This window comes from Pseudomonas sp. Irchel 3E19, assembly GCF_900187585.1.
GTDB lineage: Bacteria > Pseudomonadota > Gammaproteobacteria > Pseudomonadales > Pseudomonadaceae > Aquipseudomonas > Aquipseudomonas baetica.
Genome location: NZ_FYDT01000084.1, coordinates 1 through 14,290 on the forward strand (window position 1 = coordinate 1; position 14,290 = coordinate 14,290).

A 14,290-nucleotide genomic window follows, 5' to 3' on the forward strand; every position below is an offset into this window, starting at 1 on the left:
TTGGCACCCACCACAGGAAGGGAATCGGGTGGCGTGGGGTGTAAGATCGATCTGGAGGGCATCACCATCAGGCTTGATCGTGACGACAGAAAAGCCCTCCCAAAAAGGAAGGAAAGTATTAATATCGCGCATAAGAACGCCGGTTTGTTAGATGTGTTTGCTCGCACGAACATCATCAAGCAAATCGGCGTTCTTGTTTCTGTGTTTCCCGGGATTCCGTGAAGAACCTTTTTTTTGTGGGAGGGGGCTTGCTCCCGAAGGGGCCGTGTCAGTTGCATCATCAGAGGCTGATTCACCGCCTTCGCGAGCAAGCCCGCTCCCACAGGTCCGGTCATGTCTGGCGATTTTTTTGTGGGAGGGGGCTTGCTCCCGAAGGGGCCGTGTCAGTTACCTCATCAGAGGCTGATTCACCGCCTTCGCGAGCAAGCCCGCTCCCACAGGTTTGACGGTGTGCTGTACCTGGACACCGGACAGTCTTTTGTTTTCGGGAGTGGCTGATGTCTGCGAGCAGTGCCCTGCGTTTACCTTCCATTGATGGTTTGTTGCGTCACCCGGCGTGCCTGCCGCTGCTCGATCGCTATGGTCGTGAGGCGTTGTTGAGCCGTTTGCGGCAGTTGCTGGATGAACTGCGTTCAGACGTGTTGAGCGGGCAATTGTCGGCCGTTGAAATCAGTCCCGAAGTGCTCGCCGGCCGCGTCAGTGAGCGCTTGGCCCAGCAACAGCGCAGCAACGTGCGCCGGGTGTTCAACCTGACCGGTACGGTGCTGCACACCAATCTGGGGCGGGCGCTGCTGCCGGACGAAGCCATTGATGCGGTGCAAATGGCGGCGCGTTATCCGCTCAATCTGGAGTTCGATCTGGCCAGCGGCAAGCGCGGCGATCGTGACGATCTGATCGAAGGCCTGATCCGCGAACTGACCGGCGCCGAAGCCGTCACCGTGGTCAACAACAATGCCGCTGCGGTGCTGCTGACGCTCAACAGCCTTGGCGCGCGCAAGGAAGGCATCATTTCTCGCGGTGAGCTGATCGAGATCGGCGGCGCCTTTCGCATCCCCGACATCATGGCCCGCGCCGGCGTGCGTCTGCACGAAGTCGGCACCACCAATCGCACCCATGCCAAGGACTACGAGGCGGCAATCAGCCCGCGCAGCGGTTTGATCATGCGCGTGCATGCGAGCAATTACCGCATCGAGGGTTTCACCGCGAGCGTGCCCACAGCTGAATTGGCTGAGTTGGCCCATCGGCATGGCTTGCCGCTGCTGGAGGACCTGGGCAGCGGCAGTCTGCTGGACCTAACGCGGTGGGGCTTGCCGGCAGAACCGACGGTGCGTCAGGCGCTGCTCGATGGCGCAGACATCGTCACCTTCAGCGGCGATAAGTTGCTCGGCGGGCCGCAAGCCGGGTTGATTGTCGGGCGCAAAGAATTGATCGCGAAGATCAAGAAAAACCCGCTGAAGCGCGCGTTACGGGTCGACAAACTGACGCTGGCCGCACTGGAAGCGGTGCTCGGTTTATATCGCGATCCCGATCGGCTGGCCGAGCGCTTGCCCAGTTTGCGCCTGCTGACCCGTCCGCAAGCCGACATCTTCGCGCAGGCCGCTCGTTTGCAACCGGCGATGGCGCAGGTCTTGGGTGAGCCATGGCAGGTCAGCGCGGTTCAGGCATTGGGCATGATCGGCAGCGGCAGCCAACCGGTGGCGCGGTTGCCGAGTGCCGCCCTGTGCCTGCGTCCGCAGGTGTCCAAACGCTTGCGCGGGCGCTGCTTGCTGAACCTCGAAGCGGCGTTGCGGGCCTTACCCATCCCGGTGCTCGGGCGCATTGACGACGACGCGCTATGGCTGGACTTGCGCCAACTCGACGATGAATCGGCGTGGCTGGCGCAACTGCCGCACTTGCAGGTCGCTCAGTGATCGTCGGCACGGCAGGGCACATCGACCACGGCAAGACTTCGCTGCTGCAAGCCCTGACCGGGCAAACCGGCGACCGTCGCCCGCAGGAACGCGAGCGCGGGATGACCATCGACCTGGGTTATCTCTACGCCGAGCTGGAAGCGGGGGCGGGTTTGACCGGGTTCATCGACGTGCCGGGCCACGAAAAATTCACCCACAACATGCTCGCCGGCGCGCATGGCATCGATCTGGTGTTGCTGGTGGTCGCCGCCGATGACGGCGTGATGCCGCAGACCCGCGAGCATCTGGCGATTGTCGAATTACTCGGCATTCCACGGGCAGTCGTCGCGGTCAGCAAATGTGATCGGGTTGAGGCGGGCAGGGTGGAGGAGATTCAGCGTCAAGTACTGGACTTGCTGGAAAGCGGCCCGTTTGCCGAAGCGCCGATAGTGGCCGTGTCGAGCGTAACCGGGCAGGGCGTCGATGAGCTGCGGCAACTGTTGTTGCAGATGCAACGTGAGGTGCTTGAGCGCAGTCGTGAGGGTGGTTTTCGTCTGGCCATCGACCGCGCGTTCAGCGTGGCCGGCGCCGGGATTGTGGTCACCGGCACGGCGCTGTCGGGCACTGTTGCAGTCGAGGACAGACTGGTTTTGGCGCCGCTGGGTAAAACCGTCCGGGTGCGTGGCTTGCACGCGCAGAATCAACCCGCCGCCCAGGCCTTCGCCGGGCAACGGGTGGCGCTGAACATCAGCGGCGAACGCTTGGCGCTGGAGCAGATCCATCGCGGCCAATGGTTGCTGGCCGAATGGCTGCACGCACCGACTCAGCGGCTCGACATCGAGTTTCAACTGTTGCCGGGCGAACGGCCCTTCGAACACTTCCACCCGGTGCACCTGCACCTCGGCACGCAAGACGTGATCGCCCGTGTCGCCTTGCTGGAAGGTGCGCGCCTGAACCCAGGCTCGCGTATGTTCGCGCAACTGCTGAGCAACGCGCCGGTACACGCGGTAAAAGGCGACCGGCTGATCCTGCGCGACCAGAGTGCCCAACGCACCCTCGGCGGTGGCCAGGTGCTCGACCCGTTTGCCCCGGCGCGACACCGACGAAGCCCCGAGCGCCTGGCGCAACTGGAGACCTTGGCGCGTAGCGCAAGCCTTGAACAAGCATTGCCGGTGCTGCTCAACCACAGCGCCGGCGGCCTCGATCCGCAACGCCTGGAACGCCAGTTCAATCGACCGCGCCAAGGCTGGTCGCTGCCAGAAAACGTGCGCCTGATCGACACTCGCCAAGGCACGGTGCTGTTCAACCTACAACGTTGGGGGCAATTGAAATTCATGCTGCTGGAGCAACTGGCTCGTTTCCATGAGCTTGAACCCGACCAGATGGGCCCGGACCGCGACCGTCTGCGGCGCTTCAGCGGGTTGTCTGTGGAGCGTTCGACCTTCGCCAGCTTGCTGGATGAATTGCGCAGCGCGAGTGCAATCAACGCGAGCGGGCCGTGGCTGCATCTGCCGGATCATCAGGTTCGCCTCAATGCCGAAGACGAAACCCTGTGGCAACAACTGCAACCGTTGTTCGAACAGGCGCAATTCGATCCGCCATGGGTGCGCGATGTGGCCAGCTCGGTCGGCGAGGACGATGCCGTTGTGCGGCTGCTCCTGCGCAAACTGGCGCGTCTGGGCTTGATGCACCAAGTGGTGCGCGACCTGTTTCTCAGCGACACGCGGCTGCGGCAAATGGCGACGCTGTTGCTGCAACTGGCCCGGGAAAATCCGCAGATCCAGGTGACAACCTTCCGTGATGCGCTAGGCTTGGGACGCAAACGCTGTATTCAGTACCTCGAATACTTCGACCGCATCGGCCTCACGCGACGCATCGGCGAATCCCGCCTGATCCGCCCCGACAACGCGTTGGCCACAAGTGACACACCCTGATTCAAGGAAGGCAATCGCGCCCGGTGGCGCGGCCGGGCTTCAAACCCGGTTGGGGACGGCATCCGTTCCCGGGCAGGTTCGACTCCGGCTGCCTTCCGCCAATTACCGCAAAAGCACAACCTTCGCCCTTCTCGAAACCGAATCTGCCCTCGCCAAGTGGTCAGCAAGAGCCCGGCGTAAGCTGGGTTAACACCAGACCCTGTGGGAGCGGGCTTGCCCGCGATGGCGGCGTCAGATCCAGCATCAATGTTGAATGATCTTGCGCAATCGCTGGCAAGCCAGCTCCCACAGGTTTTGCAATCCACCGGGCATCCGGGTTTAACTCACACGCGCAAGCGAATCTGCCGTCCCAACACATCCATCACATCACAACCATCACGCAGCAACATAGCCGCCGCATGCGCCAGTTGCTGCACATCTGCGCCTGTGGCCGAAGTGATATCCAGACTGGCCAGACTTTTCATCATCATTCACGATGTAGTACCCAGAGTGGCAAAACATCAAAGGTTGCGCTGCGCCTCCATCCGATCATGCAGTACCCGGATTATCGCAATGCCATAGGACGTGATTCGAAAGTAAATCATGTGCCGCTCGACACTGCAGCGTCGATATCCGGTACCGATATCATCACAGGCCGGGGCTGTTTTCGGGCGCTCGGCCAACTGGGTAAATGCTGCGGTAATGATGTCAATGTAGCGATTGGCCTGCTCCAGTCCCCACTGGCCGGCGGTATAACGCCAGATGGCCTCAAGGTCACCTTCGGCGGCAGGTGTAAGGCGATACTCAGCCTTGTGCATTCAACATCCTCTGTTTGAACGCGTCGGGATCGAAGGGGCGAGGTTTTCCGCTGGACTCACCTTCGCGAAGCGCGGCGCGGATTGTTTCAAGCTCAGCATTGCGCTCCTGCTCACGACGAATCAGATCACGTATGTATTCGCTGTCGTTGGTGTAATGCCCCGCTTCAATCTGGGATTTGATCCAGTTGTCTTGCTGGTCAGTCACGGTGATGGTTTTTCGCACGGTGCCCATGATTGAACCTCTAGAGAAATGATGAGTAGCGGGGAAATTATCATACTATTGGTGCTGTTTCGAGCATCGGTATTCCCTGACATTACACCGTTGTGGGGTAGTCAATGAATGCATCCCTTCGATTTGCTTTTCATGTGGGAGCCAGCCTGCTGGCGGGTGCAAACGGTCTTCAACATAGCTGACAACTGACTCACCGCTATTGCTAGCAGGCTGGCTCCCACAGTATTTGTAACCCACCGCGCATCCGGGTTTAACTCACACCCGCAAGCGAATCTGCCGTCCCAACACATCCATCACATCACAGCCATCACGCAACAACATCGCCGCCGCATGCGCCAACTGCTGCACATCCGCGCCTTTGGCCGAATTGATATCCAGGCTGGCCAGACTCTCCATCATCTGCGTCACCGCCAAAAACCGACTCGCGGCACTGGCGTGCAACACATCCAGCGGCGCCTCGGTGGACACCAGCAAAACCGGAATGCTGGCCTCGTTGTGCGTCATCGAAATGTGCGAACTCATGCCTCACCCCCGGCCTGCGCGGCGTGCAAACCCTCGATCGACGCTTGCAGCAACGCGCAGGCAGTGCCGAGCATTTGCTGACTGGCCCAATGCAGTGAGCCGCTGTGTTCCGGGCGGGTTGCGGTGGGGGCTTGATGGGCGAGGGCTTCGGCGCAGCTCAGGTAGACGGCAGCGTGTTCGAGGGCGTCGAGTAGCGGGATGCCGGGTTGTACGGCGAAGAGGTGGTGGTCGACGTGGTCGCAGCGGGTGAAGGGGGTTGCGGTTGTGGTTGGATCGGTCATGGTGAGGAAACTCTTTCAGGGCCAAAAAGAGCTGCCACAAAATCGCCGTCAAACGAATTGGGTGGCAACTGTGCGCAGGTTGACGGACCGGTCCTCACTAACCCGGCGCATCCGAAGATGCCCCACGCACAGTCGCCATAAAAAATGCATCGGGCACACAAGTGCACGAGCATAGAAAGGCTATACGCGTAGTGAAGAAGCAGGCCGTCAAACCCGATCACGAATGAGTCGTGACAGGCGCGAGGATAGGGAGCGCGGGCAGGGCAGTCAACCGCCACAACCCTTGAGCCATTGCCACAATCCCCTGTAGGAGCGAGCCTGCTCGCGAAAGCGGTGGGTCAGTCAGCAATGATGCTGAATGACACACCGCGAGCACGATTAAAGAAATGCATTGACTTATTACTTACCTCTTATTCTTTGTTTTCGGAACTTACATGCTCAGGTGTGGCAACAACAGAAAGAATGCGGCTAGATCTATTGCATATATATAAACGCTTGTAATCGACAGTATAGGCTAGTTGTGGCCTTAAATTGCTGCTTATATCAAGATGACCGTCCTCTCTTCCAGATTTAATATTGTAAAGCGTGCCATGCGTTGACAGGCTATCTGTGATCAGTAGATGGTTGGGGGAGAACGCAGCTAATCTGCTAGTTGCGCCTTTTGAAAGATGAGTGATATTGATTAATTGCAATGGTTGCAGGCTGTCAAGAGAAATCTCCATGACGATTTGTGGGGCATTGTCACCGTTGTAAAAATGAACGAATATTCGTCTGCCCTCAAGATTTAATAGCGAATAAAACCCTCTGGTAATGCCGAATGCGTAAGAACCAATTAGTGCTCCGGTCTGTGAGTTAACGGCCAGTAGAGATGCTGTTCCTGCCGGCGGACCAGATACATAGTAAATTCTACTGCCATCATGATTGAATAAAACCACACCGGCACGCATAACTAGATCGCTCCGGATGGGAATTTTACGTACAACTTCGTTCGTGGCGGTATCTATAAAGCTTATAAAAGGATCAAATTGATACAAGCCTATCAAGTATCTTCCATCTGAGCTTAAAGCCATCCAGACGGCCCTGGCTGCAATTATTTTTATAACTTTACGGGCCTTTGTGTCGATAACGTATATGCCTTCCGCGTTGCAACCGTAAATGGTTTCGCCATTAGGCGTAATCAGCATTACATAAAAATAAATAGAGCCGCCTTTCGCAATTCTGCCTGTTATACGGTTGTCGGCAGTTTTGATTTCCACAATTTCTGTATCGAGAGCAACATAAAGGTGCGTGCCCGTTTTCGTCATGACGATATTATATTGCGGACCACCTACATCTATAAAACCCACAGGCCCCTCAGCTAAAACGTTCACCCATGCCGCCGCGTCACTGGCCCCCATGCTCTTGGCGACCAACTCATGACTCCCTACCGTCTCTGAAGCCGTAATCCCTGTAACAGACACCATCCCCTTCGCATCAGTGGTGAAGTCACGGCTACCGCCGCCCGCGCTCGGAAATTGAAATCCTAGTGGAAGGGTCAGGGTAAGCGTTGCATTTGCCAGCGGGAGACCATCTCGGGTAAGCAGCATATCAACGGGGCCGAGCATTCCTTTCGCAACGACCTCATACGGTGCGTTGGTGAACGTTAATGCGGTATGTGCAGTAACAATCTTGTAAGTGCGCACCGGAAACACCACTCTTGTCGCCCGATTCACCACCCCATCAAGATTCACCGCAACAAACACTCTGATCGTCGAGCCATCCGCCAGCTTATCCAGAAACTCACGCGACACCGGTCCGCCTTGGTTGTTGGTACTGCCGATCGGTACGCCGTTATGAATCTCCTCCGTCACGGTCACGCCGTTCCTGTCGGTGCCTTCGCACCAGGCCCAGAAGGGTTGCCCCACGGCGATCAAGCGCCACGGCGCAACGAGCATCCGGGTGCCACCGGTAAAACTGCCCAGATTCAGAGTATCGTCATGCGTCACGGCTGTGATGGTCGGGGTCGGAAACCGTGGGTCTTCAGGTTTGATTGCGCTGACGGTCAGTATGAACTCCGGCGATTCGGCAATCACCTTGTCGTCGCGAATCAATTGCCAAATGATTCTGGAATCACTTCCAAGCCGCTCGGCGAGAAATTTCGCGTCAAGTCTGAAGTCGGCTTGTTTTTTCGGGTTGAGCGTCACTGGCAGAAATGGCTGGGCATCGGCGACCACCAGCTGTGCCTTGTCGCCCGGCAAGGCTTGCAGGTACGTTGCTTGCACCGTGACGCCTGTTGGATTGTTCAGCGGATCAATCGGGTTGGTTGCCGGAGCGAGCAGTACGACCGGCGTCAGCTGGATCGGGGCCGCGGCTGTGACCGTTGCGTTGGCCACGATCGAGTTGCCCACCCAGTCACCCGTGGGCGTTGTCAGGGTGTAGCTCGCCGTCACAATGCTATTGGCAATAACCTTGTCGTTGGCCACTTCAAGAATGCAGAGCTTTTTCTGCCCAAACGGATCGGCCTCGACAGTGCCCCTGACCGTCACCACCACATCGGGTTGCCCGTCGAGTTTTGCGGTGTAGGTGGCCTCGATGATATAGCCCACGACAAAGCGTTTGTCCGCTGTGACCACCACCAGTTTCAGCGGATTACCCGCCAGTTTTGCCAGCTCGATTTTGCCTAAATCATCACCGGGATATTCCTCCAGCCGCTCCAGCAGTAGCGGCATAGGCAAGCTCTTACCATCCAGATCTTCGTCCACTACCTGTGTCGGTGAATTTGTTGCGGCGGGGTCAGTTGGGTTGAGAAGCTGGTCGACCACAGTGTAGGAAAAATGCAGCTTCTGGTCTTGACCTTTCGCCTTGTCGAGAAAGGCGCGGTCGATGGTGAAGCAGATTCTGGTGGGCACTCCTGAGCCGGGATTCGGCGGGGGTGGCGCCTGATCCGGTGTCACCTTGATGTGCATGAATTGCGCGTTGCAATTGAAGCGGATGGTGTCGTACGCGCGGCAATAGGGGTAGGACACGCACACCTGAGCGCTGACGAAGTCGGGGCCGATGCCGTTTTGGATAAGGTCGTCCAGCAGCAATTCAAGTTCGGAATGACCGCCAGCGGAGGAACCCGGACGATGCACACCACCGGGACGGATACGGTTGTAGAGAATTTCGAGCGGCGGTGTGGACGTGCCGATATTACCGCCGCCGCGCTTGATGGTGTAGTACAGGTAGTTGAGGCGGTCATGATCCAGCCGACCATTGGGAATACGCAAGATCGTAACGGCGTCTGGATCAATGATGGTTACACCGTCCAGCGGTGCCAGATCGCCCATTTTCCAAATCTGCAGAAGATCTCCAGGGTTCAGGGTGCCCGTCAACGGCGGATCGATAAAGACATACGCGCCTTTACCGTCCTTGACTTCATCAGTGTGCTTCTTCGGCATGCCGCCGTGAGCGTCATTGACCGGCGCGGTCATGCCGCCCAATCTTGGAAAGGCGAGCGCGAGGATGGTGTTGCCGGGTGGGGTCGAGTTGGTCATGAAAAAAGCTCCTGCATAGTGGGACCGGGCAGGAGCTATCAGAGCGTTTTATTGGGGATTGCGCACCTGTCAGATCTGACAGGTGCGGGCGGTTTTCCGACAAATGGTGTTGAGCGAGGTGCTCTGACAGCTGGCTCCTACAGGTTTTGTTAACCACCGGGGGCATCCGGGTTTAACTCACACCCGCAAGCGAATCTGCCGTCCCAACACATCCATCACATCACAACCATCACGCAACAACATTGCCGCCGCATGCGCCAGTTGCTGCACATCTGCGCCTTTGGCCGAAGTGATATCCAGACTGGCCAGACTCTCCATCATCTGCGTCACCGCCAAAAACCGACTCGCGGCGCTGGCGTGCAACACATCCAGCGGCGCCTCGGTGGACACCAGCAAAACCGGAATGCTGGCCTCGTTGTGCGTCATCGAAATGTGCGAACTCATGCCTCACCCCCGGCCTGCGCGGCGTGCAAACCCTCGATCGACGCTTGCAGCAACGCGCGGGCAGTGCCGAGCATTTGCTGACTGGCCCAATGCAGTGAACCGGAGTGTTCCGGGCGGGTGGCGGTGGGGGCTTGATGGGCGAGGGCTTCGGCGCAGCTCAGGTAGACAGAGGCGTGTTCGAGGGCGTCGAGTAGCGGGATGCCGGGTTGCACGGCGAAGAGGTGGTGGTCGACGTGGTCGCAGCGGGTGAAGGGGGTTGCGGTTGTGGTTGGATCGGTCATGGGTGTAGCTCCTTAGTCATCAAGAGCTGCCACTTGGTCGCCGTCAAACGAATAGGTGGCAACTGTGCGCAGGTTGACGGACCGGTCTAAGGTACCCGGCGCACTCGAAAGTGCCCCGCACACAGTCACCATTTAACTTTGTTTCGAGCACGCGAGCGCGCAAGCAAAGTTGGAGAACAATGCACACCTTAAAAACCGCCGAGCCGTCAAACCCGATCACGAATGAGTCGTGACAGGCGCGAGGATAGGGAGCGCGGGCAGGGCAGTCAACCGCCACAACCCTTGAGCCATTGCCACAATCCCCTGTAGGAGCGAGCCTGCTCGCGAAAGCGGTGTGTCAGTCAGCAGTGAGGCTGAATGGCACACCGCGAGCACGATTGAATAAATGCGCCCCCTTTTCCCTTTCACTGCTTTTGGCAAAATGCACGGCTTACAAAAGTGCCTTGTTCGATCAGTGTCGAAGGAGCACTGAACGTTGGGGAGGTCTGCCCTGTGATCATGAGCGGTTGGCCCCAGTATCTCCCGCTCCCATCCCGGGAAACTTGTGATACATAAAAGTAATAGCCCCACTCGGGTTGGGGGGGACTTGGGACGTATTTTATGTTGAGAATGGGGATATGTGTGTCGAGTGTGCTTTTGGGGATGACTTTACCCCCGACGGATCGGACCCATGAATCGAAATTATCGCAACGTATGGGCCCGCCGGTGAGGTAGGTGGAGACATTGCTCGTGGTTACGTTGTAGGTTATTGATTGCCCTGAGCTGTCTTTAGCGATAATTGTAGCTAAGCCGTTCCCCTCACTTCTCACGGTCCCTTTGCCGTCGACGGACGCGATGCTCGAATCGCTAGACTCATAGGTGTAAGGCGGGAGGCCACCTATCGCAGCGCGTGTAGCTGAGGTACCCGTGGGGTCGTTCCCGCTTCTTGGCCACATGTTGCCAGTAAAACCCATCGATATGTTCAGTCCATTAAGTAAAAGCGGTGTCATATCCACAACGAGTCTGGAAACAACAGTCAAAGCCCTGGCTCCAGAAATCTGCCCCGTGCCATACAACGCTTTGGCTGTAAAACTGTGAGCCTTCAAACTCAACCCGGTAATGGTCTTCGTCCAGACACCGCTTGAGGCATCCGCGATGGCGTCGCCGTGGTCTGTGGTGCCGTCCAGGATCTTGACACTCTGGCCTTTACTCGCGGTGCCGGTGAGCGTGATTGTGGTGTCGGTCGTCGTGCCGTTCTGGGCAATATCCCCTCCCTTGGAGTCCTTCGCCGATTCGATGGTCGGTTTCACATCCTCCAAAGCCTTGACGGTATAACTGCGCACCGGAAACACCACTCTTGTCGCCCGATCCACCACCCCATCAAGATTCACCGCCACATACACTCTGATCGTCGAACCATCCGCCAGCTTATCCAGAAACTCACGCGACACCGGTCCGCCTTGGTTGTTGGTACTGCCGATCGGCACGCCGTTATGAATCTCCTCCGTCACTGTCGCGCCGTTCCTGTTGGTGCCTTCGCACCAGGCCCAGAACGGTTGCCCCACGGCGATCAAGCGCCACGGCGCCACGAGCATCCGGGTGCCACCGGCAAAGCTGCCCAGATTCAGAGTTCTGTCATCCTTCACGGCAATGATGGTCGGGATCGGAAACCGTGGGTCTTCAGGTTTGATTGCGCTGACGGTCAGTATGAACTCCGGCGATTCGGCAATCACCTTGTCGTCGCGAATCAATTGCCAAATGATTCTGGAATCACTTCCAAGCCGCTCGGCGAGAAATTTCGCGTCAAGTCTGAAGTCGGCTTGTTTGTTCGGGTTGAGCGTCACTGGCAGAAATGGCTGGGCACCGGCTATCACCAACTGTGCCTTGTCGCCCGGCAAGGCTTGCAGGTACGTTGCTTGCACCGTGACGCCTGTTGAATTGTTCAGCGGATCAATCGGGTTGGTGGCCGGAGCGAGCAGTACGACTGGCGTCAGCTGGATCGGGGCCGCGTCGGTTACGGTCGCTTTGGCGGTGTTGGATGTAGCAATGATGTCGCCGCCGCGTATCAGCTCATATTTCGCCCGCGCCACGCTGCCGGCGATGACCTTGGCATTGGGCACCATCAGTTTGTAGGTGAACGGAATGCGCCCGACATCGGCCTCGACGGTGTGCGACACCACGGGGGCGCCAGGTTTGGTGGCGGTGTAGGTCACGCGGATTTTGTCGTTGGGTTGCCACCTCGGCGCGAAGGCGTGTACCAGGACGGTGAGATCCTTGCTGCCGAGTTTGGCCAGACTGATGGTTTTCGGGTCATCGCTCCAATCGTCCGGGTCTTCGGCCAGATCGGGGGCGACCAGTCGGGTTTCCTTCAGGTGCACATCGATCTCGACCCTGCCAGAGTACGGCGAGTCAGTGTCCGGTCCGTTGAGGAGTTGATCGAGAACGGTGTAGGAAAAGACGAACTTCGTGTTGTCCCCCGCCCGCTGGAATACATCTTCCCCGACCATCACGCAAATCGTTGTCGGCTCGTCGGAAGGGGTAGCCGGGGCTTCAGCGGCAGTGACGGTTCGCACGACGTCCTGGCCGTTGCAGTTCAACCGGATCACGTCGTAGGCGCGGCAGTAGGGGTAGGCAAAGCACACCTGCACGCCTTGTTTGGCGCGCTCGGCATCAATGCCGTCGTCGATCACGTCCTGCGGGAGGATCAGTCGCAGTTCTGAATGGGCGCCGTCACCCGGTGTGAGATCCTCGTTGCCGGGGCGTTTGGCGTTGTACCACAAGGTCAATTCCGGCGTCGATCTGCCAATGTTCTGGCTGCCGCGGGCGATGCTGTAAACGAGCGTATTGTCGCGATCGGGTAGCAACAGGCCTTTGGGCAGGTACAGCGTATGTTCGGCGTTTTCCTCGCCAGGCTGGATGGTTTTTGTCGCTTCGATACTGGCGTTGTTCAGGATCAGGCGGATCACATCGCCAGCATTGACGGTACCATCCAGCAGAGGATCGACGACAATGGTCAGGCCCATGGGTTTGAGGTCATATACGTGTTTAGGTACACCATAATGTGCGCCAATTATCGGCGTAGTCGCTTCAGGAGCGCGGGGTGGGTAGAGCGCCAACACGGTGTTGTCGGGTGTCTGGGTTGTGGTCACGTCTGCGACTCCTGCGGGGTAAGGACGGGCAGGGTCGATCAAAGCGCTTTTCTACAAATTGCGCACCTGTCAGATCTGACAGGTGCGTTAGTGTTTCAGACGAATGGTAGAGGGTGTTTTACATTGCAGATGCGGTATTCACTACGGCGGTATAACTCCAGATGGCCTCAAGGTCACCTTCGGCGGCAGGTGTAAGGCGATACTCAGCCTTGTGCTTTCAACATCCTCTGTTTGAACGCCTCGGGATTGAAGGGGCGAGGTTTCCGCTGGACTCACCTTCGCAAAGCGCGGCGCGGATCGTTTCAAGCTCAGCGTTGCGCTCCTGCTCACGACGAATCAGATCACGTATGTATTCGCTTTCGTTGGTGTCGAGCATCGGTATTCCCTGACATTACACCGTTGTGGGGTAGTCAATGAATGCATCCCTTCGATTTGCTTTTCATGTGGGAGCCAGCCTGCTGGCGAGTGCAAACGGTCTTCAACATCACTGACAACTGACTCACCGCTATCGCCAGCAGGCTGGCTCCCACAGTTTTTGTAACCCACCGGGCGTCCGGGTTTAACTCAAACCCGCAAGCGAATCTGCCGCCCCAACACGTCCATCACATCACAACCATCACGCAACAACATCGCCGCCGCATGCGCCAGTTGCGGCACATCTGCGCCCTTGGCCGAAGTGATATCCAGGCTGGCCAGACTCTCCATCATCTGCGTCACCGCCAAAAACCGACTCGCGGCGCTGGCGTGCAACACATCCAGCGGCGCCTCGGTGGAGACCAGCAATACCGCAATGCTGGCCTCGTTGTGCGTCATCGAAATGTGCGAACTCATGCCTCACCCCCAGCCTGCGCGGCTTGCAAACCCTCGATCGACGCTTGCAGCAACGCGCGAGCAGTACCGAGCATTTGCTGACTGGCCCAGTGCAGTGAACCGGAGTGTTCCGGGCGGGTGGCGGTGGGGGCTTGATGGGCGAGGGCTTCGGCGCAGCTCAGGTAGACAGAGGCGTGTTCGAGGGCGTCGAGTAGCGGGATGCCGGGTTGTACGGCGAAGAGGTGGTGGTCGACGTGGTCGCAGCGGGTGAAGGGGGTTGCGGTTGTGGTTGGATCGGTCATGGGTGCAGCCTCTTGGACGTCAGAGAACGAGAGTGTCAGATTTTTTGTGTGCGGGCTGGTAATGGCCTGCCGTTAGGCAGGCCTTCATTTCACCAGTTTGACCTGATGAATCGATCTCCGTACAAAATCGCAAACTGATTCATAGCGTTTTTCCA

At 58.0% G+C, this 14,290-nt stretch carries 14 protein-coding genes, 1 tRNA gene and 1 pseudogene; 4 read left to right on the top strand and 12 right to left on the bottom strand.

Annotated elements, in window-relative coordinates:
- The 4 genes from CKW18_RS30745 to CKW18_RS28725 all read left to right on the top strand — a co-directional run.
- Positions 1-222: hypothetical protein (locus CKW18_RS30745; RefSeq protein WP_170947292.1), on the top strand; the 222-nt coding region annotated here is incomplete at its 5' end.
- Between the two features lie 275 nt (positions 223-497).
- Entirely contained in the window at positions 498-1,910 is a 1,413-nt protein-coding gene (selA, locus tag CKW18_RS28715; RefSeq protein ID WP_095191862.1) for an L-seryl-tRNA(Sec) selenium transferase, read from the top strand.
- Positions 1,907-3,823: a selenocysteine-specific translation elongation factor gene (gene selB / locus CKW18_RS28720; RefSeq protein ID WP_095191863.1), complete on the top strand. Its 1,917-nt coding sequence runs from the start codon at positions 1,907-1,909 to the stop codon at positions 3,821-3,823. Before selA ends, selB begins: the two co-directional genes overlap by 4 nt.
- A 5-nt stretch (positions 3,824-3,828) precedes the next feature.
- A tRNA-Sec gene (locus CKW18_RS28725) sits at positions 3,829-3,924 on the top strand.
- 222 nt (positions 3,925-4,146) lie between these two features.
- Here CKW18_RS28725 and CKW18_RS28730 read toward each other — a convergent pair.
- The 12 genes and pseudogenes from CKW18_RS28730 to CKW18_RS28785 form a co-directional block, all read right to left on the bottom strand.
- Positions 4,147-4,293 carry a hypothetical protein gene (locus CKW18_RS28730; protein ID WP_256587120.1) on the bottom strand — a complete coding sequence of 49 codons (147 nt, stop codon included), beginning with the start codon at positions 4,291-4,293 and terminating at the stop codon, positions 4,147-4,149.
- 30 nt (positions 4,294-4,323) lie between these two features.
- The gene (locus CKW18_RS28735) at positions 4,324-4,620 is read right to left on the bottom strand and encodes a type II toxin-antitoxin system RelE/ParE family toxin (protein ID WP_095191864.1); all 297 of its coding nucleotides are present in this window, start codon (positions 4,618-4,620) and stop codon (positions 4,324-4,326) included.
- Positions 4,607-4,852: a type II toxin-antitoxin system ParD family antitoxin gene (locus CKW18_RS28740; RefSeq protein WP_095191865.1), complete on the bottom strand. Its 246-nt coding sequence runs from the start codon at positions 4,850-4,852 to the stop codon at positions 4,607-4,609. Before CKW18_RS28740 ends, CKW18_RS28735 begins: the two co-directional genes overlap by 14 nt.
- A gap of 255 nt (positions 4,853-5,107) precedes the next feature.
- On the bottom strand, positions 5,108-5,374 hold the full coding sequence (locus CKW18_RS28745; RefSeq protein WP_095191866.1) for a short-chain dehydrogenase: 267 nt from the start codon (positions 5,372-5,374) through the stop codon (positions 5,108-5,110).
- The gene (locus CKW18_RS28750) at positions 5,371-5,655 is read right to left on the bottom strand and encodes a DUF3077 domain-containing protein (RefSeq protein WP_095191867.1); all 285 of its coding nucleotides are present in this window, start codon (positions 5,653-5,655) and stop codon (positions 5,371-5,373) included. The genes CKW18_RS28745 and CKW18_RS28750 overlap by 4 nt, the downstream gene beginning before the upstream one ends.
- A 410-nt stretch (positions 5,656-6,065) precedes the next feature.
- A complete protein-coding gene (locus tag CKW18_RS28755) occupies positions 6,066-9,170 on the bottom strand; it encodes a YncE family protein (RefSeq protein ID WP_095191868.1) in 3,105 nt (1,034 codons plus the stop codon).
- A 177-nt stretch (positions 9,171-9,347) separates the two neighbouring features.
- Positions 9,348-9,614 carry a short-chain dehydrogenase gene (locus CKW18_RS28760; protein ID WP_095191869.1) on the bottom strand — a complete coding sequence of 89 codons (267 nt, stop codon included), beginning with the start codon at positions 9,612-9,614 and terminating at the stop codon, positions 9,348-9,350.
- Positions 9,611-9,895: a DUF3077 domain-containing protein gene (locus CKW18_RS28765; protein ID WP_095191870.1), complete on the bottom strand. Its 285-nt coding sequence runs from the start codon at positions 9,893-9,895 to the stop codon at positions 9,611-9,613. The genes CKW18_RS28760 and CKW18_RS28765 overlap by 4 nt, the downstream gene beginning before the upstream one ends.
- A 404-nt stretch (positions 9,896-10,299) precedes the next feature.
- Positions 10,300-13,023, bottom strand: coding sequence for a hypothetical protein (locus CKW18_RS28770; RefSeq protein WP_095191871.1), 2,724 nt, complete (start codon positions 13,021-13,023; stop codon positions 10,300-10,302).
- Positions 13,024-13,226: 203 nt separating this feature from the next.
- Positions 13,227-13,399, bottom strand: a pseudogene (locus tag CKW18_RS28775) (type II toxin-antitoxin system ParD family antitoxin).
- A gap of 188 nt (positions 13,400-13,587) precedes the next feature.
- Positions 13,588-13,854 carry a short-chain dehydrogenase gene (locus tag CKW18_RS28780; protein ID WP_095191872.1) on the bottom strand — a complete coding sequence of 89 codons (267 nt, stop codon included), beginning with the start codon at positions 13,852-13,854 and terminating at the stop codon, positions 13,588-13,590.
- Complete coding sequence (locus CKW18_RS28785; protein ID WP_095191873.1) at positions 13,851-14,135, bottom strand: DUF3077 domain-containing protein; 285 nt, start codon at positions 14,133-14,135, stop codon at positions 13,851-13,853. Before CKW18_RS28785 ends, CKW18_RS28780 begins: the two co-directional genes overlap by 4 nt.
- Positions 14,136-14,290: the final 155 nt, after the last annotated feature.